Annotated in this window: 17 protein-coding genes; 9 read left to right on the forward strand and 8 right to left on the reverse strand. The window is 67.8% G+C overall.

Going from position 1 to position 17,196, the window contains the following annotated elements:
* Positions 1 to 10 precede the first annotated feature (10 nt).
* A complete protein-coding gene (locus V3W47_RS01415; RefSeq protein ID WP_331823358.1) occupies positions 11 to 1,546 on the reverse strand; it encodes a phytoene desaturase family protein in 1,536 nt (511 codons plus the stop codon).
* A gap of 102 nt (positions 1,547 to 1,648) precedes the next feature.
* On the opposite strand from V3W47_RS01415, the gene V3W47_RS01420 reads away from it, so the two are divergent.
* Positions 1,649 to 1,837 carry a hypothetical protein gene (locus tag V3W47_RS01420; protein ID WP_331823359.1) on the forward strand — a complete coding sequence of 63 codons (189 nt, stop codon included), beginning with the start codon at positions 1,649 to 1,651 and terminating at the stop codon, positions 1,835 to 1,837.
* 411 nt (positions 1,838 to 2,248) lie between these two features.
* Here V3W47_RS01420 and V3W47_RS01425 read toward each other — a convergent pair whose 3' ends face one another.
* Both V3W47_RS01425 and V3W47_RS01430 read right to left on the reverse strand, forming a co-directional pair.
* The gene (locus V3W47_RS01425) at positions 2,249 to 2,857 is read right to left on the reverse strand and encodes a GNAT family N-acetyltransferase (protein WP_331823360.1); all 609 of its coding nucleotides are present in this window, start codon (positions 2,855 to 2,857) and stop codon (positions 2,249 to 2,251) included.
* Positions 2,833 to 3,261 carry a ketosteroid isomerase-related protein gene (locus V3W47_RS01430; protein WP_331823361.1) on the reverse strand — a complete coding sequence of 143 codons (429 nt, stop codon included), beginning with the start codon at positions 3,259 to 3,261 and terminating at the stop codon, positions 2,833 to 2,835. The genes V3W47_RS01425 and V3W47_RS01430 overlap by 25 nt, the downstream gene beginning before the upstream one ends.
* A gap of 270 nt (positions 3,262 to 3,531) precedes the next feature.
* Between V3W47_RS01430 and V3W47_RS01435 the strand changes: the two genes are divergently transcribed.
* The gene (locus tag V3W47_RS01435) at positions 3,532 to 4,776 is read left to right on the forward strand and encodes a hypothetical protein (protein WP_442877195.1); all 1,245 of its coding nucleotides are present in this window, start codon (positions 3,532 to 3,534) and stop codon (positions 4,774 to 4,776) included.
* A gap of 53 nt (positions 4,777 to 4,829) precedes the next feature.
* Here V3W47_RS01435 and V3W47_RS01440 read toward each other — a convergent pair whose 3' ends face one another.
* The 3 genes from V3W47_RS01440 to V3W47_RS01450 form a co-directional block, all read right to left on the reverse strand.
* Positions 4,830 to 5,075, reverse strand: coding sequence for a hypothetical protein (locus V3W47_RS01440; protein ID WP_331823362.1), 246 nt, complete (start codon positions 5,073 to 5,075; stop codon positions 4,830 to 4,832).
* Positions 5,076 to 5,208: 133 nt separating this feature from the next.
* Positions 5,209 to 5,427, reverse strand: a complete 219-nt coding sequence (locus V3W47_RS01445; protein WP_331823363.1) for a hypothetical protein — start codon at positions 5,425 to 5,427, stop codon at positions 5,209 to 5,211.
* A gap of 198 nt (positions 5,428 to 5,625) precedes the next feature.
* Complete coding sequence (locus V3W47_RS01450) at positions 5,626 to 6,327, reverse strand: hypothetical protein (protein ID WP_331823364.1); 702 nt, start codon at positions 6,325 to 6,327, stop codon at positions 5,626 to 5,628.
* Between the two features lie 245 nt (positions 6,328 to 6,572).
* On the opposite strand from V3W47_RS01450, the gene V3W47_RS01455 reads away from it, so the two are divergent.
* The 3 genes from V3W47_RS01455 (at position 6,573) to V3W47_RS01465 (ending at position 12,479) form a co-directional block, all read left to right on the forward strand.
* Positions 6,573 to 9,422 carry a 2-oxoglutarate dehydrogenase E1 component gene (locus V3W47_RS01455; RefSeq protein ID WP_331823365.1) on the forward strand — a complete coding sequence of 950 codons (2,850 nt, stop codon included), beginning with the start codon at positions 6,573 to 6,575 and terminating at the stop codon, positions 9,420 to 9,422.
* 171 nt (positions 9,423 to 9,593) lie between these two features.
* Positions 9,594 to 10,928: a 2-oxoglutarate dehydrogenase complex dihydrolipoyllysine-residue succinyltransferase gene (gene odhB / locus V3W47_RS01460; protein ID WP_331823366.1), complete on the forward strand. Its 1,335-nt coding sequence runs from the start codon at positions 9,594 to 9,596 to the stop codon at positions 10,926 to 10,928.
* A 201-nt stretch (positions 10,929 to 11,129) separates the two neighbouring features.
* Positions 11,130 to 12,479 (forward strand): hypothetical protein, encoded by a 1,350-nt coding sequence (locus V3W47_RS01465; protein WP_331823367.1) that lies wholly within the window; start codon positions 11,130 to 11,132, stop codon positions 12,477 to 12,479.
* A gap of 31 nt (positions 12,480 to 12,510) precedes the next feature.
* Here the strand turns inward: V3W47_RS01465 and pyrE are convergent, their stop codons facing one another.
* Positions 12,511 to 13,071 carry an orotate phosphoribosyltransferase gene (gene pyrE / locus V3W47_RS01470; RefSeq protein ID WP_331823368.1) on the reverse strand — a complete coding sequence of 187 codons (561 nt, stop codon included), beginning with the start codon at positions 13,069 to 13,071 and terminating at the stop codon, positions 12,511 to 12,513.
* 80 nt (positions 13,072 to 13,151) lie between these two features.
* Here pyrE and V3W47_RS01475 point away from each other — a divergent pair, with 80 nt between their 5' ends.
* Positions 13,152 to 13,364, forward strand: a complete 213-nt coding sequence (locus V3W47_RS01475; protein WP_331823369.1) for an XRE family transcriptional regulator — start codon at positions 13,152 to 13,154, stop codon at positions 13,362 to 13,364.
* A gap of 231 nt (positions 13,365 to 13,595) precedes the next feature.
* Entirely contained in the window at positions 13,596 to 14,330 is a 735-nt protein-coding gene (locus V3W47_RS01480; protein ID WP_331823370.1) for a ribonuclease H family protein, read from the forward strand.
* Positions 14,331 to 14,351: 21 nt separating this feature from the next.
* On the opposite strand, the gene V3W47_RS01485 is transcribed toward V3W47_RS01480, so the two are convergent.
* Complete coding sequence (locus V3W47_RS01485; RefSeq protein ID WP_331823371.1) at positions 14,352 to 15,038, reverse strand: metal-dependent hydrolase; 687 nt, start codon at positions 15,036 to 15,038, stop codon at positions 14,352 to 14,354.
* Between the two features lie 192 nt (positions 15,039 to 15,230).
* Here V3W47_RS01485 and cdaA point away from each other — a divergent pair, with 192 nt between their 5' ends.
* Both cdaA and V3W47_RS01495 read left to right on the forward strand, forming a co-directional pair.
* Positions 15,231 to 16,067, forward strand: a complete 837-nt coding sequence (gene cdaA, locus V3W47_RS01490) for a diadenylate cyclase CdaA (RefSeq protein ID WP_331823580.1) — start codon at positions 15,231 to 15,233, stop codon at positions 16,065 to 16,067.
* Positions 16,064 to 17,065: a CdaR family protein gene (locus V3W47_RS01495; RefSeq protein ID WP_331823372.1), complete on the forward strand. Its 1,002-nt coding sequence runs from the start codon at positions 16,064 to 16,066 to the stop codon at positions 17,063 to 17,065. Before cdaA ends, V3W47_RS01495 begins: the two co-directional genes overlap by 4 nt.
* Positions 17,066 to 17,196 lie beyond the last annotated feature (131 nt).

The raw sequence follows: 17,196 nt of genomic DNA on the forward strand, positions 1-17,196 counted from the left end.
TCTCGTCCCGTCACTTCCAGCCCCGCCGCGTCAAATCCTTCACCAGCACGCGCGCCGCATTCCGCCCCGACGCGCCCATAATGCCGCCGCCGGGGTGGGTGCTGGCCCCCGTGAGGTACAGCCCCTTCACGCCCGGCCAGCGGTACTGGCTCGCCGCCATCCACGGGCGGAAGGCGAACATCTGGTCGAAGCTCATCTCCAGGTGCATCACGTTGCCCCGGTGCAGCCCGAGGTTCGTCTCCAACCACTGCGGCGTCTGCACGAGTTCACCCACGATGGTATCCCGCGTGCCCGGCGCGTAGTGCTCGAAGGCATTGAGGATGTTCTCCCGCGCCTCCGCCGTCCGCGTCTCCCAGCTTCCCGAGGCCAACTCATACGGGTAATATTGCGCCCACAGCCACAGCACATCACCCCCCGGCGGCGCGAGGCTGTCGTCCACGGCGGAAAAACTCATGGCGATCAGCGGCGGGTCGGTCGTCGGCTCACCCGCCAGATACTCGCCGTAGCCCTTGAGCAGTTGCCGCTCGTCCTTGATGAGGAGGCCCAGCCCCACCCGGCTCTCCGGCTCGGTGTGGTTCCTGTACCGGACCTTCTCGCTCAGGGCGAGACGCAGGATCATCCCGAAGCCGTTCCCGACCCGGCCAGCGCGGGCGGCAGGCGGCACGTGTTCCTCCGGCAGCGCGTCCGCCGTCGTCAGGATGTGGGTGCCCGACACGACGGCGCGGGCGGTGTACGTCTCGCCGCTTTCCAGCTCGATACCGTGCGCCTTCCCGCCCTTGACCAGAATCCGCTTCACGGGCGCGTTCACGAAGACCTCGCCGCCGTCCGCCTCGATGGCCCGGCGCAGCGCCTTCGTCAATCCTCCCGACCCACCTTTGGGCCGCGCCACGCCGCCCTCGTGGTAGAGGGGATGCCACAGCAGGAAGGGGGCGCTGAGGGGGTCGCTCGGCGGGGGGCCGCTCTGGGCCGCCATCCAGACGAGGGGGGCACGCACCCGCTCCTCGGAGAAGTATTCGCGCGCCACGTCGCCGTAAGGCCGCAGGATGCGCGAAAGCTGCGTCTGCCACTCGCGCCCCTGCCCGCTCTTCATCATCATCTTCCCCATGTCGAGCGGTCCGGGGGCCGAGTTGAAGAGGTCGGCGACCGAGCGGGCGAAGGGCGTCCAGTCGTCAAGGAAGCGGCGGTACGCCTCACCCTGACCGGGGAAGAGGGCCTCCAGCTCCCGCGCGGTGCGGTCGGCGTCGCGCCACACGAACCACGGCGTCTCCCCGTCGGAGGCGTGGAACATGGGGTCCACTTCCAGATAGTGCAGGCCGTGGCGGGTCAGCTCCAGCTCGCGGACCACCGGGGTCATGCGGATCAGGATGTGGGCGCTGCCGCCGTAGTCGAAGCGGTAGCCGGGGACAAGTTCCTCCGTGCTGACCGCCCCCCCGACGAGGTGCCGCCGCTCGAAGACGCCCACGCGCAGCCCCGCCTTCGCCGCGTAGGCCGCCGTCACCAGCGCATTGTGGCCCGCCCCCATCACGATCACGTCGAAATCCGGCATCCCGTCCCGCATCCTTTCACGCCGCGCCGCCCCCGAACGGTCAGGGATGCCGCCTTCCGTTCCGAGAGAATCCGGTGACAGCCCGCCCCCTACCCTGTCCCCATGTTCGGTCGCCGTGTGCCGCCCCACCTCGTCTTCGCGCTCAGCCTCGTCTTCGCCCTGCTGTGCGCCGTGCCTGCCGTGCGCTACGGGCTGGCCGGGGGCTGGCTGCCCGCCGTGCTGTGGGGCGTCGTCGCCGTGTGGTTCACGGTGGACGCGGTGCGGGCGTATGGGTGGAAGGGAAAGGCGTAGGCGAAGGAGAAGACTCTTCACAGTAAGCGGGTAAGCTTCGTTGTAGGGGAGTTGACGAGTGGGTTTGCAGCATTGCCGGGCCAGTTCACCCCCTCCCGGCCTCCCCCCTCAAGGGGAGGAGCTAGAAAGTCACTGCACAAGCCTCGGCTCTTTCTCTCCCTCCCTCCTTGTGGGGGACTTGCAAAGCTGCGAAGCAGAGGGTCGGGGAGGGGGGTGACGAGCACCGCTCGTCCTCCTCCTGAACAGCGAAAACGTCTCAACTCCCCAATCCGCAATTCACATCAGGCGTTCAAGTGAGACGAGCTAAAAGAGCGAGAGCTTATGCGCCTTTTCCCCCTCTCCCCTGTGGGTGACTCGTAGAGCCGCTTGCGGAGGGCCGGGGTGAGGGGGCGACGTGACGACTCAACGCGTTCAAAGCCGCCTCACCCAGAAGCGCATCGGCTTGGCCGTCTCCCCCACCTCTCCTACGTCCCGCCACGTCATCGTCGTCTCCAGGTCGGGGCGTTCGGTGTAGCCACGTGAGCGCCAGAAGGCGTCCAGCGGGCGGTCGTCCTCCGGGCGGGCCGGATGGTCGGACGGACGCTGCACGGCGCAGAAGGCTGTGACACCCAGCTCCAGCCACCGCGCGTGCGCCTCGCGCTCGTCGAAGAAGCGGTGGCCTACCCCGTGCCCCCGGTATTCGGGGAGCAGCACGCTCTCGCCGAGGTAGAGCACGTTTCCAGGGTCGAACTCGGACCCCAGGAAGGGCGATTGCACCCCCGCCGTCTCGTGGACGAGCGGCACGGCGGTACTTGCGCCGACCACCCGCTCCCCGTCGCGGGCGAGGACGACCACGGCACCGGGCGCGTCCAGATACGTGCCGAGGTAGCTTTCCTCGTACTCGGCGCTCCCCTCGTACAGGTAGGGGAAGGCGCGGAACACCTCCTGCCGCAGCCGGGCGAGGTCGGGCAGGGCCGCGCGCAGTTCGTCCCCGGTGGCGGGGCGAACGGTCAGGCTCAACCGCCGACCTGCCGCGTCCACTCGGCGAGGTTGTAGTAGTTCGTGACGCGGGCAATCTTCCCCTCGTCAGGCCGCACCTCGAAGAAGGCACCGACGGGCAGCACGTAGGTCTGTCCCGTCGCCCCCGGCAGCCCCGCGTCGGTCCGCAGGTACTCGCCGTGAATCACGAACTCGGCGGCGGCGCGGGTGCCGTCCTCCCCCGCCATCACGACCAGTTCCTCGGCCCGCTCGCGGTAGTGGGCGTCCATCCTCGCCAGAAAGGCGCGGAACGCCTCCACGCCCACCTCCGTTCCGCCCTCGTTGATGTCGTGGCGCACGTCGCCCGTGAGGAGGGCGAGCATTCCCTCCGCGTCGCCCGCGTTGAAGGCCGCGTAGTAGCGCTGCACGAGGTCACGGGCCTTGTCCTGAACATCCGGGGGGGTCATGGGGGCAAGTCTAGGGGGTGGGACGACCGCACGAGGAAAATGACAGGCCGGGAATGTGCCACTTAGCTCATCCGGAAGGAGCATGATGGGGGCGTAGGAGTTCCCCACCCGCTCATATGTGCCCCCGTCCCGCCCCTGCAACCTTAACCGTTGGTTGCGTCTGTTACTTTTCCTCGCAGTGCGTTTACTCTAGGCAACATCCACAGGCGTCCTTCCGCCCTCAAACGGAAATCGCCCACGAACCGGATCATGAAACGGAGGAGTCCCCGCGTGAACCCTGTGCGCTACATCATCACCCGGCCCTGCCTGCAAGAAGGCAGCCTGCGCCTGCTGAAATACGTCCAACCCCTGTTCCCGGAAAGTGGCCCGGCGCAATTCGTGGACGACCGGGGCACCGAACACGCGGTCCAGGTGGACCGTGAGGGGGGCCGGGTGTGGGGGCTGGGACGGCTCTTCCACGATCTTCACCTCGGCGTGAACGACGTGCTGACGATCACGCCGCTGGCACCGGGCCGCTATCAGGTGGAGGCGACCGTGAAGCCCCACGCGGCCCCGCCTCCCCCCGAGCGCAGCCTGACGCCGAAGAAGCCCGAGCCGCGCCGGATCGTGGTGTCGTCCACTCCCCACGTCCGCGAGGTGCGGCTGGAGCAGCCCCAGCCGACGGCCCCGGCGCAGAAGCCCGTGGAGAAGGCCACCCCGCGCCCCACCCCGGAGGCCGACGCCCCCACACCCACGCCCCTCGTCCCGGTGCAGAAGGCGGCACCCCTCCAGCCCGCACCCGCCGTCCCCGCACCCGCCCCCGTCAGTCGGACGGCTCCTCCCGCGCCCCTGCCCACCAGCCTGGAGGGCCAGCTCATCGAACTCGCGCGGCTCACGGGCTACCGGCTGGACTTCCCGGCGCAGGCGGTGGCGCGGCTGCGGGCCGAGTTGGGAGAACACGGGTACGAGGTGCATCTCGCCCTCAGCGAGAGCGGGATGCGCTCGCCTGCGTGGCAGAAGGGGGCGGACTACGCGGCGGTGCTGACCACCGAGGCCGAGCGCCCCCAGGGCGTGTCCCGCCTGACCCGCGAGGCGCTCGTCGCCCTGATCGAGCACGCACGGCTCGCTCCCCTGTCACCCATCGACCTGCGCGGCTACTGGAAGGCGGGCAACCTCGACCTGGAGACGGCGGCGAGCGTGGCCGAACTCGTCGGGGCGCACCTCGCCCAGCGTGGAGCCTTTTCCTTCGTGCTGCTGACGCTGGCCTCCTCCCCGGCCCACAGCGTGATCCACGCGGGCCGCCTCGCCGAGAAGCTGGGCAGCGGCGTGAACACCGCCGAGCTGAACTCCATCCTCGACACGCTGACCCGCGCGCCCTTTCTCGCCCTGACGCCGCTGCCGGGCGGACAGTACCTCCTGCGCGGCGACGTGCGCGGCCTCCTCGCCGACCTCGCCGAGTACGCCGACGGGGTGCGCCGCCGCCTGCGTGCCCCCGCCGGGGAGAAGCGGACAGACACCACGCTCGTCAACGCCTGAGAGGGAAGGGGGTGGACGAACCGCACACCCCCGCCCCTCGCCTTCTCGCCAACCTATTGACTCTTGTCGTCGTTGCCCGTGCCGAAGGTCGTTCCCGTGGAGGCGAGGCCGCCGCCTGAACCGGGCTGGCCGGTGACGTTCCGATCGTCGCTCGTCATCGGGTTCCCCGTGGCGGTGGGCGTGTCGGTCATGCCGCTCTCCGAATCGTTCGTGTAGCCCGCGCGGTCGCTCATACCGTTGCCCGCGTCGGCGGGGAGACCGCCTTGTGAGTCGGTTGGGGTGCGGTCGTCCTGGGTCATGGGGTGCTCCTGTGAGGTGAGCAGGGAGCTGTCAGCCGTCAGCTTTCAGCAGTCAGCAGGATGAGGGCGTGGGCAATGGGCTAGGGAGGAGAGGGGCAGGACTTTTCCCGCTCATAACCCCGTGGAATGGCGCTCAGCGGTCGTCGTCGTTGATGCCGCCGCCGAGGGACCCGAACGGTGTAGCCGGGTTGTCGCTGCTCGTCGCGCCCACGTCCCCGGTCCGGTCCACAGTGCCCGCCGTGCCGGAGGGGTCGGTGCCCAGCCCGATCTGCCCGCCGCCGGACGTGGTGGGCGACTCGGTGTCGGTGCTGCTGTCGGCGCTGCTGTCTGAACGGGTGGGGTCGGTCGTCATGGGAGCCTCCGGTCGGCGCGGGCAGGCCCCCGACACGGACCGTCCATGCCGCCGGGTTGCCCGTGGGTGCCGTGCCCCCTTGATACGCGCCCAGCGCCCCACGCCGCAAGGACGGACGCTTTAGTGTTCCCGCGCCCTACGGCTCATGGAGGACCGGAAGTTGGCCCTGTCCCCCTGGCGACTGGGACCTGGCGACGCCTAAGCCGCCGCCCGCGAGCGCAGCAGATACCGCACGAGGCTCGCCGGGCTGGGGTCGCGCAGGACGCAGAGAATGAGCAGGTCCTCGTGCGCGACCGCCAGGAGGGTGCGGTGCTCGAACTCCAGTTGGGCGGAGAAGAGCGGCCCGCCCTGCGGCAGGTTCGTCAGCGCGCGGGCTTCCAGCATTCCGCACAGGGGCGCGAGCAGCGCGGCGGGCACCGGCTCGCCCCCGCCGCCGAGGGGCTGGTGGTCGGGGGTGAGGAGGGTCACGCCGAGGACGCCGGGCTTGCCCAGCAGGTCGGTGATGAGTCGGCGCTCGGCGGTGGAGGGCTGAGGCGGCGTCGCCACGAGGGGCAGCAGCGCGGCGAGCGCGACCCGCAGGGTATCGGGGGTGGGGGCCTTGCCCAGCGAGGCGACGCCCTCCGGCACCCGCTCCCCGAAGGCGAGCAGCCGCGTCTGCGGGGGGAGGGGCAGGTCGCCCGGCCCCGTAAAGTCGGCGAGCGGCAGGTCCAGCAGCACGGCCCCCGGTCGCCGAGTTCGCAGGGCCGTCCGCGCCGCCGCGAGGGTGGCGACCCGGCGGGCGCGCAGGCCGAGGTGCTCGACGAGCCGCTCCACGGCCTTTCCACCGCTCACGCTCTCGCTCACGATGAGCACGTCGCCGCCCCGCCCGGCGGTGGTACCCTGTTGGTCCTTACACGTCATGTTCTCTCCCCTCCTCTCCCCGGTGTCACGGTTGGTCTCTGCCGCCACTTCCGGCCTCCACTTAAGCTCCCGGCGTCTCACGATTCCCTTACAGGGTCATCATGAAGGCACCATTGTCAGGAGTATGCGGGCGGGCGGCTTTTGGATCACCTCCTGTCCATCTCGGGCATGTGACCCGCGTGGGGACAAGAGGAGTTCAGGAGACCGCAGTTCGCCCCAGAACCGGGGGGTATGCTGGGGGCGTTATGACGCAGTTTCAGACAGTCATGTCCGGCGGGAACGCGGCCTTCATCGAGGGGCTGTACGAGGCCTACCTCGCCGATCCGCAGAGCGTGGACCCCGAGTGGCGCGCCTATTTCGACGAACTGCGGGGGGGCGCGCGGGAGACGCCGCACTCCCCGGTCCAGCAGGCGTTCTACGAGCTGGGCACCCAGAAGCGCGGCGGCGCTGCTCCGGTCGCGGCGGCCCCGCAGGGCGTCAGCGGCGCGCAGCAGGCCGCCGGGGCGCTCATCACCGCGTTCCGGGTGTACGGCCACGTCAGCGCGCGGACCAACCCCCTCAAGATGCGCGGCCTGCCCGCCGTCCCCGAACTCACGCCCGAGTACTACGGGCTGTCGGACTCGGACCTCGGCGAGAGCGTCCACGACGGCATGTTCCGGGGGCCGCTGCGGGACGTGATCGGGCAGCTTCGGGAGACGTACTGCGGGGCCATCGGCTTCGAGTTCACGTACCTGCCCGCCGAGGAACGCGCGTGGTTTCAGGAGCGGGTGGAGGCCGGGCGGGGCCAGGGACAGTACACCGACGCCGAGCGCCGCCGCCTGATGGTCAAACTCAACGCCGCCGAGGGGCTGGAACGCTACCTTCACGTCAAGTACGTGGGCCAGAAGCGCTTCTCGCTGGAGGGCGGTGAGAGCTTCATTCCCCTCCTCGACCGGATCATCCAGCAGGCGGGCACCTTCGGGGTCAAGGAGACGGTCATCGGGATGGCGCACCGGGGCCGCCTCAACGTCCTCGTCAACATCTTCGGCAAGAAGCCGTCGGACCTCTTCGCGGAGTTCGAGGGCAAGAAGAAGATCAGCGACGACCCGGACATCGCGGGCGACGTGAAGTACCACATGGGCTTTTCGAGCGACGTGCGGACGCCCGGCGGGCCGATGCACCTCGCGCTCGCGTTCAACCCCTCGCACCTGGAGATCGTCTCGCCCGTGGTCCACGGCAGCGTCCGCGCGCGGCAGGACCGCCGGGGCGATACGGAGCGCAAGCAGGTGCTCCCCGTGACCATCCACGGCGACGCGGCGGTGAGCGGGCAGGGCGTGGTCATGGAGACGCTGAACCTCTCGCGGCTGCGCGGCTTCACGACGGGCGGGGCGATCCGCATCGTCATCAACAACCAGATCGGCTTCACGATCAGCGACCCGCGCGACACCCGGAGCAGCCGCTACTGCACCGACGTGGCGAAGATCGCCAATGCGCCCGTGATGCACGTGAGCGGCGACGACCCCGAGGCGGTGGCCTTTGCGGGCGACCTCGCGCTGGAGTACCGCCAGACCTTCGGCAAGGACGTGTTCATCGACCTGATCTGCTTCCGCCGCCACGGGCACAACGAGGCGGACGACCCCACGATGACCCAGCCCATCATGTACCGCGAGATCAAGGCGCACCCCGGAACCCGCGCCCTGTACGCGCGTGAGCTGGAGGCGCAGGGCGTGTTGCAGCCCGGCGAGGGCGACGCGCTCGTGGAGAGCTTCCGCGACCGCCTCGACGCGGGCGACGCCGTGGTGACGGAGATGGAGAACCTGGAGCAGAGCAAGCTCGCCGTGGACTGGAAGGAGTACCTCGGCACCCGCTGGACGGACGACACGCCGACCGCCGTGCCGCAAGACAGGCTCACCGAACTCGGCCTGAAGATCAGTCAGGTGCCGGAGGGCTTCCAGCCACACCGGGGAATTGCCCGTGTCTTGGAGGCCCGCAAGGCGATGAGCCGGGGCGAACAGCCGCTCGACTGGGGCATGGGCGAGATGCTGGCCTACGCGACCCTGCTCGTGGAGGGCTACAGCCTGCGGCTCGACGGGCAGGATTCCGGGCGCGGCACCTTCGTCCACCGCCACGCGGTCCTCCACGACCAGAACGCGCAGGACCCCATGAGCGAGGAATACCTCAGCCTCGCGCACCTGTCGCCCGATCAGGGCCGGGTGGAGGTCATCGACTCCACGCTGTCGGAGGAGGCGGTGCTCGCCTTCGAGTACGGGTACTCAACGTCGGAGCCGAAGGCCCTCGTCGCGTGGGAGGCGCAGTTCGGCGATTTCGCCAACGGGGCGCAGGCGGTGATCGACCAGTTCCTCAGCGCGGGCGAGAGCAAGTGGCAGCGCCTCTCCGGCCTGACGATGCTGCTCCCGCACGGCTACGAGGGCGCGGGGCCGGAGCACTCCAGCGCGCGGCTGGAACGCTACCTGCAACTGTGCGCGCAGAAGAACATGCAGGTCGTGGTGCCCTCAAGTGCCGCCCAAATCTTCCACCTCCTGCGCCGTCAGGTGCTGCGGCCCTACCGCAAGCCCCTGATCGTGATGACGCCCAAGAGCCTGCTGCGGAACAAGCTCGCCATGAGTCCACTGTCCGACCTCGCGGAGGGCCGCTTCCAGGAGGTCATCGGGGACGACACGGTGCAGCAGGCCCGCCGGGTGGTCGTCTCCTCCGGCAAGCTCCACTGGGAGCTGTTCGAGGCACGGAACACGGACAAGGAGGGGCACGCGGGCACGGCGCTCGTGCGGCTGGAGCAGCTCTACCCCTTCCCGAGCGGGGCGCTGAAGGCCGAACTCGCCAGGCACCCCGGCGCGACGGTCGTATGGGCGCAGGAGGAACCGGAGAACCAGGGCGCGTGGCTGATGATCTGGGAGGACCTTGAGAAGGCGCTCGCCCCCGGCCAGACGCTCATCCACGCCAGCCGCCCGCGCGCCGCGAGCACGGCGGTGGGCTACGCCAGCGTCCACACGAAGGAGCAGGCGCGGGTGATCGCCTCGGCCCTCGGGGAGCCGCTGACGCTGGACACGGTGGACGCCCAGGTGGAGACGATCAAGGAGGCGACGGCGCAGGCGTAGAGCGAGGCCGAAACGAGGTGGGGTGAGGTCGAGAGGCCGCCCCGCCTTCTCCTTTGAAAGAAGCAATCCGGCAACCACCGTTCACGACGTTCTTTTCGTGCCTTCCTTCCCCGGATGAAGGAAGCGTCCCCACGCGAGTCACGCCCCGCCGGGGGTATAAAGGAGCACGTTATGGCCGAAATCAAGGTTCCGGTATTTTCCGAGTCGGTGAGCGAGGGCACGCTGCTGACATGGCACAAGAAGCCCGGCGACGCGGTGCGGCGTGGCGAGGTCATCGCCGAGATCGAGACCGACAAGGTGGTGCTGGAAGTCACCGCCCAGCAGGACGGCGTGTTGCAGAGCATCGCCAAGAACGAGGGCGACACGGTGCTGAGCGAGGAAGTCCTCGGGGTGGTGGGCGACGCGGGCGCTTCGGCAGCGGGCGCGACTCCCACCGCTCAAGCCCCGGCCCCCGCCGCCGATCAGGCGAGTGGCCCGGTGGCGAACGAGACGAGCGCGGGCGGCACGGCCACCCAGCCCGACTCCTCCGGGAGCGAGCCAGCCCGGCGCGACGACCTCTCCCCTGCCGTTCGGCGCGTGGTCGCCGAGAACAACCTGAACCCGGCCCAGATTCCCGCGACCGGGCCGAAGGGCAACATCACGAAGGCGGACGCGGTGGCAGCGGTCCAGGGCGGCCTGACCTACCAGGGACCGCAGGAGGCCGCCGTCCCGCCCAGCATGAGGGAGGCGGCCAGCGGCGGGCAGCCAGCGGCCAGCACGCCTCAGCCCGCGCCCACCCCGCCCTCCGTCCAGGCCCCACAGGGGGCGCGGACCGAGCAGCGCGTGCCCATGACGCGCATTCGCCAGCGCATCTCCGAGCGGCTCAAGGAGGTGCAGAACACCGCCGCCCTGCTGACCACCTTCAACGAAGTCAATATGAAACCGGCGATGGACCTGCGGAAGAAGTACCAGGACCAGTTCGTCGCCAAGCACGGGGTCAAGCTGGGCTTCATGAGCCTCTTCGTCCGGGCGGCGACCGAGGCGCTGAAGCAGTTCCCGGTCGTGAACGCCAGCGTGGACGGCAAGGACATCATCTATCACGGCTACTACGACATCGGCATCGCGGTGGCGTCGGAGCGGGGCCTCGTCGTGCCCATCCTGCGCGACACGGACACGATGAGCCTCGCGGGCATCGAGAAGGGGATCGGCGAGTTCGCGGGCAAGGCGCGGAGCGGCAAGCTGACGCTGGAGGACATGAGCGGCGGCACCTTCTCCATCACGAACGGCGGCACCTTCGGCTCCATGATGAGCACCCCGATCATCAACGCGCCGCAGAGCGCCATCCTGGGAATGCACAACATTATCGAGCGGCCCATCGCGCAGAACGGGCAGGTCGTCATCGCCCCGATGATGTACCTCGCCCTGAGCTACGACCACCGCATCATCGACGGGCGTGAGGCCGTGCAATTCCTCGTCGCCGTGAAGAACGCGGTGGAGGACCCGGCGCGGATGCTGCTGGAGCTGTAGGGGCAGTCAGCGTTTAGGCGTCAGCGGTCAGCTTCTCGAACAGGGGAGCTGGCCGCTGTTCGTTGGCTGCTGTCTTGCCTCCTCATCCTCGCAAGCCCCTACACGAAGTCTTCTCCAAATTTAGGATTTTGTCAGATTACTCCCTCTAAAATTAGCCCGCTTGCATCTCAAAAATTGCCGTAACCATGAGGGGTCACGTACATGACGAACGAACAGCGCGCAAACGACATCACCGACGCCTATAACCAGAACGTCTCTATGGAAAGAAGAGTAGAAATTATACGCAACGGCCATAAAGTAGCTCTGGAGATATTAGCAAATAGTGCTAATATCGACCCGATCATTTTCGACTTACTCATAAAAACTGGTGCCGAAAACGTCATACTCAAGCTAGCTAAGCGAGATGACTTAGAGGAGCATCAGATTGTACAAATATCGGAGTTAGGCTCTTATAGAGCACTATCAAGGCTATGCAAGAACTCAGATATACCTCCCAATGTTATACGTAGCATATTACGAGATAATCCAAATCTTGTGATTGATCTTATAGATCAAGCCGATTTTGATGTCACATTAATCGGAGAAGTTATTGAAAAACTGAACCAATATACACTTAGAAAGGTTTTAAACGATAAAAGAATCTCAGAAAAAGTTATGGGTGAGTACATAAGTAGGATTGTTGATTTAAGTATATCAAATGAAGTTGAGAAATTCTTGATTGAAGAATGTATTCTTACATATGAAGATTTGAGACTATTGTATTCTAAAAGTCAAGATCACAGAAGTTGGATAAGGTCCAGTGAAAAGGTGGGCGGAGAAGTAAAGCGAAAGCTGCTTAATGAATATGTCCCGCAAATGCGTTTAGGAGAATTCAACGATGGATTCATGTACTATCTGTGCGAACATGAACCTGCGCTGGAGGCATTAATTCATAGCGAATACATAGACATTATGGCAGTATTAGAAGCAGTTATTGATAGTAAGTACAGTAGAGACATCAACGATATTCTGACGTGCGTTGTATTATTGGAGTATAGTACTACCGACCGGTACTATACTTACTTTAACAACGCCGAAGATAAGTATATGGTCAGTCCTATGACTCTCGAAAACAAGCTGAAATCGGACGAATTGAGAGCCTGCTTATCAAGTGAGCTAGCTAATTGGTTGGGTAGCATAGAGGGCAGCTTTGATATGGTTACATTCAGGAATGAAGAGATAGCAGCGTTTTTAGACAGCGAGCTAACGTGCGAAAAGGTATTTATGATTGGGATGCATTTTAACAGGTTTCTTGAGAAAGTCTGTGGAAGCTATTTTTGCCCCTTTTACCTCCTAGACACAGCGATAAGGCTTGCAGATGAAGAGGTGGCGAGCATTGCCAATGATACGAAACAACGTAAGCTAGATATCACCACATCCGAAGTCATCAATTCATTGAACACCTCACGCAGAGAAGAAATTGACTTCTGGAATGATTACTACCAACGCCTAGATTTAGAAGAACGGGACATCGGCGTTTATGAAAAACACAAAAGAGAAGCCGGCTACTGAAATAGGTTTATAAAATAGTAACTCCGACTACTCAAATTTCCCGCAACGGCCTCGCCGCCAGCCACTCCGGCACCTCGCCCGGCAGGTACGTGTCGAAGGTCAGGTGGGTCAGGCTGACGAGGGGGTAGCCCTCCAGCGGCCCTTCCTCCTGCCGCCGATCCACGATGCAGGCGACGGCGACGCACCTTCCGCCCGCCGCCTCCGCCGCGCGCACGGCCTTCAGGACGCTGCCGCCCGTGGTCAGTACGTCCTCCACGGCGACGAAGGGTTCACCGGGCTGGAGGGTGAACGCCTCGCGGAGTTTCATCCCGCCCCGCCCGTCCTTCTCGGCGAAGATGGCGCGGGTGCCGAGGTGCCGGGCGACCTCGTAGGCGAGGACGACGCCGCCCATCGCGGGGCCGACCGTGACGGACGCCTGAACGCCTGCCTCACGCAACTTCCCGGCCAGCGCTCGCCCGATCTGCTCGGTGAGGTGCGGGTGCTGGAGCAGAGTGGTGGATTGGAGGAACTTCGGGGAGTGGCGGCCCGAGGCGAGCAGGAAATGCCCCTCGTGGTACGCGCCCGCCTCGCGGTACAGGGCCAGAACGTCCATGCGCGGAGTATCGCACTCGCCCGGAGACGAGGGCACGACCCCCTACAGCCCGGAGGTGCGGTCCTTCCCTATGATGGTGCATGGAGTCGCCCGACCATGCGCCGCCCTTTCCCCACGCCCTCGCCCTGCGGTCCCGCCGCCGCCTGCTCGGCATCCCGCTGCGGACGCTCGCGCAGGAGGCGGCCCTCGCCCCCGAACTGCTGGAAGCCGTGGAGCGCGGCGAGTACGACCCGCGCAGCCTCCACGCCCTCGCCCGTCAGGTGCTGGCGCGGACGCTGGACGTGGAGATTTAGGGGAAGCGGTCAGGCGCTGGAAAGGGACGGGGAGGTGTCGGTCTATGTTCGGGGGAGGCCCGGCCCGCTCACCCCCTCCCGGCCTCCCCCCTCAAGGGGGAGGGGCAAAAGAGAGGGGTCCACGTTTTCCTGTAGTCATTCAACTCCTGCCCACCAGCAACCCGGTTCCCCACTCCTCTGCTGGCGACTAGCGACTGGTGACTGGCGACCCCTCCCCCCTGGAGCGCACTCGTGAACCAAGCCTACGTGGACGCGAGCTGGCACGAACTCCCTGACGGTCAGGGCGTGGGCGGCTGGGGGCTGGTGCTGCTCGTGCCAGGGGGATTACCCACGAGCTATCAGGGGCAACTTAGCGCCCCGGACAACAACGCCGCCGAGGTGCGCGCCGTGCTGGAGGCCGTGCGGCATGCCCCGGCGGGCGAGGGGCTGCGGGTCTACACCGACAACGAGGCGGTCATCGCGTCGGTGGGGCGGGGGCGGGGGCCGCACATGCTCGCCGACCTCGCCCGCGAGGTGCAAGACGAGGCGGGCGCGCGGGACGTGGCGCTGCGGGTGAACTACGCGCCCCGCACCCGGCGGCACATGCTCGCCGCCCACGCCCTCGCCAACGACGCCCGCCGGGGCCTGACCACCCCCGCCCTCGCCGGGGCACATGCCGACGTTCTCATCGAGCAGCGGCCCGCCGTCCCCGAGGCCCGCGTGAGCCTGCGCCGCCCCGGTGAGCGGGTCACGGCCCACATCCACCTCGACCCCCTCTCCGCCGTGCCGCCGAGCGCCCAGGCCCTCCTCGCCGCCGTCACCCTCGCCCGCCCCGGTGAGCTGCTCCTCGTCCGGCGCGCGAGCAAGGTCGCCCAGGCCCTGTGGCAGCGGCCCGAGCGTGCCCTGCTCCCCCTCGCCCACGCCACGTTGCGGGAGGCGCGGCAGGCGGCGGACGGGCTGGGAGTACAGGTGGAGTTCAGGGGGTAGGAGGAAAGGCTGCTTCAGCCCTCACACTTCCGTCGTCTCCCCCGGTTGCAAGACGCGCACGTCCACCCCGCGCGCCTGCCCCTCACGGGCGAAGACCTGCGGGTCGCCTTTCAGCGGCGGGAAGGTCCCGTAATGCATGGGCACGGCGACGCGGGGGCGCAGCAGCTCCAGCGTGCGGGCGGCCTCCTGGGGTCCCATCGTGTAGTGGTCGCCGATGGGGAGAAGCGCCACGTCCAGCCCCCGGTCGCCGATGAGGCGCATGTCGGAGAAGAGGCAGGTGTCGCCCGCGTGGTAGACGCGCACGCCGCCCATCTCCACGACGAGGCCGGTGGGCATCCCGCCGTAGGTGCCGTCGGGGAAGGAGGACGAGTGCCACGCGGGCGTGAGGGTCACGCTCCCCCACTCGCCGCGCACGGTGCCGCCGATGTTCGCGCCGATGGCGTTCGTCGCGCCGTTTCGCCCCGCGTAGTTGCCGATCTCCGCCGTGCCGATCACGGGCACGCCCACCCGCCCGAAGTCCAGCGTATTTCCCCAGTGGTCGCCGTGCGCGTGGGTGAGGAGGACGGCGCTCACGTTCCACCCCAGCGCCTCCCCCAGCGTGACGGGCGAGACGGGGTTGCCCTCGATGAAGGGGTCGATCAGGACGCGGTGCTCGCCGCTGTCCAGCAGGAAGGCGCTTTGGCCGAGGAACCGGAGCTGAAGGGGCATGCCCCACGCTAAGGGGTCGGGCCGCGCGCTGAGCGCCCCCGCCGTTTGGAGTTCGCTGAATCTCGGGCCGGATGGGGGACCTCCACCAGCAATAGACCCCTCCGGCCCGCCCTGCGAGGGAACTTCATACATCGGCCCGTATAGTGAAGAGGTGCCGCACGGTCGCCCACACGGCGGAAGGGAGCGCCGGGTCTGCTGTCCTCTCTGGAGTCGCTGAGCCTCCGGGACCTCCTGGATGTGCTGCTGGTGGCCTTTCTGATCTACCAGGGCTACCTGCTCGTGGTGGGCACCCGCGCCGTGAACGTGGTGCGCGGCATCCTCGTCTTCGCGGGCGTGTGGGTGCTGTCCGAGGTGCTGGGCCTGACCACCCTGAGCTACCTGCTGGGGCGGGCGGGAACGGTGGGCCTCTTCGCGCTCGTGGTGCTGTTCCAGCCGGAGCTGCGCGCGGCGCTGGAGCGGGTGGGCCGTCCGCGCGGGCGGGACATCGGGCAGAGCGGGGCGGCCTTGCAGGACCTCGCGCGGGCGATGGAGCGGCTCGCCGAGCGGCGGACGGGTGCCCTCATCGCCATCGAGCGCCGCACCCCCCTCGGCGAGTACGCGGCCACGGGCGTGCGGCTGGACGCGGTGGTGAGCGTGCCCTTCCTGGAGGCCCTCTTCGCGCGCAACGCGCCCCTGCACGACGGCGGGGTGATCCTTCAGGAGTCGCGGGTGGTGGCGGCGGGCTGCCTCTTCCCCCTTCAGGCCGGGGACGGCACCTACCGCCGCTACGGCACCCGGCACCGGGCGGCCATCGGGCTGTCGGAACTCACGGACGCGGTGGTTCTCGTCGTGAGCGAGGAACGCGGAAGTATGCGCGTGGCGGTGGGCGGGCGGCTGGGACCGCACCTCAACGGCTCGGAGTTGCGCGAGCAGTTGCGCTCCCTGATCTACGACCGGGCGGACCTGCTGGCGGGAGGGCCGGAGGCGGGCGTCCCCCTTCCCCACCCCGAGCCGGAGGCGGGCACCCAGCCGGAACGGGGCGGCGCGTGAGGGCGGCCCTGATGGGGTGGCGGCGCTGGCTGGAGCCGCGCTACGTGTGGCGGCGGGCGCTCCACAACCTGCCCGCCAAGCTCCTCGCGCTCCTTGTGGCGGTGGTGCTGTGGGCGGTGGCGACGGGCGACCGCCGGGTGAATGTAGAGCAGGGCTTCGACGTGGCCGTGACCGTGCGCGACACGACGGGCGGGCGGGGCGAGGGCACCCGCGCGGTCAGCGGCCTGACTCCCGCCACCGTGCGGGTGATCCTCTCCGGGCGTCCGGAGCGGCTTGGGGAACTCACCGGGACCGATGTGCGGGCGGTGGTGGACGTGACCGGCGTGCCGGAGGGCAGCTTTACCCTCCCGGTGAGCGTGGAGACCCCCACGGGCACGGCCCTGCGCGTGCAGCGGCCCGAGCGCGTGCAGGGCTTCGTGGACACCCGCCTGAGCCGCACCCTGCCCGTCACCCTCAGCGTCGCCACCCCCCCTGAGACGAGCGTGCCCCGCTACGTCGTGACCCCCAGCGAGGCGACCCTGCGCGGGCCGGGTCAGGTCGTGGCGACGGTGCGGCGGCTGGTGAGCAGCCCCCTCGCCCTCGGCCCCGGCGACGAGCGCGAGGCCAGCCTGATCGCCCTGAACGAGGACGGCGAGGCCGTGCCCGGCGTCACCACCTCGCCCACCACCGTCACCGTGCGGCGGCTGGACACGGGCGACCTCCCCATCAAGGCCGTCCGCGTGGTCCTGAACGACCCGCCCCCCGGCCTGCGCGTCACCTCGGTCAGCGTGCAGCCGGGCACCGTGCGCCTCGTCGCCGCCCCCGACCTCCTCGCCCGCTTGCGCGAGGTGGCGGGCACCGTCTCCTACCGCGAGGGCACGTACACGACGCCCGTCGTCCTGCGCGTCCCGGCGGGCGCTCAGGCATTGGAGACCGTCAGCGCCCGCCTCACGGTGGAACGTGTCACCGCCGTGGAGGGGGAAGAGGAGGCCGTGGTGGGGGCGGACGGGGGGGAGTAGGGCGCAGGAACGATTGAGGTTCGAGTCTTCATACTTCGGCGGCGTGTCTGGCGAGGGTGCTCATGCTTGGCGTAGTGCGTTGGGCAAGCGTTGCTTGCCACCCCCCACCCGACCTCCCCCGCAAGTGGGGA

Source organism: Deinococcus sp. YIM 134068 (assembly GCF_036543075.1).
Lineage (GTDB): Bacteria > Deinococcota > Deinococci > Deinococcales > Deinococcaceae > Deinococcus > Deinococcus lichenicola.

Excerpts from the sequence above, each read along its gene's own strand:
- V3W47_RS01455 (WP_331823365.1), top strand. The coding sequence starts at position 6,573 with ATGACGCAGTTTCAGACAGTCATGTCCGGCGGGAACGCGGCCTTCATC.
- V3W47_RS01445 (WP_331823363.1), bottom strand. The coding sequence starts at position 5,427 with ATGACGACCGACCCCACCCGTTCAGACAGCAGCGCCGACAGCAGCACC.
- V3W47_RS01430 (WP_331823361.1), bottom strand. The coding sequence starts at position 3,261 with ATGACCCCCCCGGATGTTCAGGACAAGGCCCGTGACCTCGTGCAGCGC.
- V3W47_RS01485 (WP_331823371.1), bottom strand. The coding sequence starts at position 15,038 with ATGCCCCTTCAGCTCCGGTTCCTCGGCCAAAGCGCCTTCCTGCTGGAC.
- V3W47_RS01415 (WP_331823358.1), bottom strand. The coding sequence starts at position 1,546 with ATGCCGGATTTCGACGTGATCGTGATGGGGGCGGGCCACAATGCGCTG.
- V3W47_RS01465 (WP_331823367.1), top strand. The coding sequence starts at position 11,130 with ATGACGAACGAACAGCGCGCAAACGACATCACCGACGCCTATAACCAG.
- V3W47_RS01450 (WP_331823364.1), bottom strand. The coding sequence starts at position 6,327 with ATGACGTGTAAGGACCAACAGGGTACCACCGCCGGGCGGGGCGGCGAC.
- odhB (WP_331823366.1), top strand. The coding sequence starts at position 9,594 with ATGGCCGAAATCAAGGTTCCGGTATTTTCCGAGTCGGTGAGCGAGGGC.
- V3W47_RS01475 (WP_331823369.1), top strand. The coding sequence starts at position 13,152 with ATGGAGTCGCCCGACCATGCGCCGCCCTTTCCCCACGCCCTCGCCCTG.
- V3W47_RS01420 (WP_331823359.1), top strand. The coding sequence starts at position 1,649 with ATGTTCGGTCGCCGTGTGCCGCCCCACCTCGTCTTCGCGCTCAGCCTC.
- pyrE (WP_331823368.1), bottom strand. The coding sequence starts at position 13,071 with ATGGACGTTCTGGCCCTGTACCGCGAGGCGGGCGCGTACCACGAGGGG.
- V3W47_RS01440 (WP_331823362.1), bottom strand. The coding sequence starts at position 5,075 with ATGACCCAGGACGACCGCACCCCAACCGACTCACAAGGCGGTCTCCCC.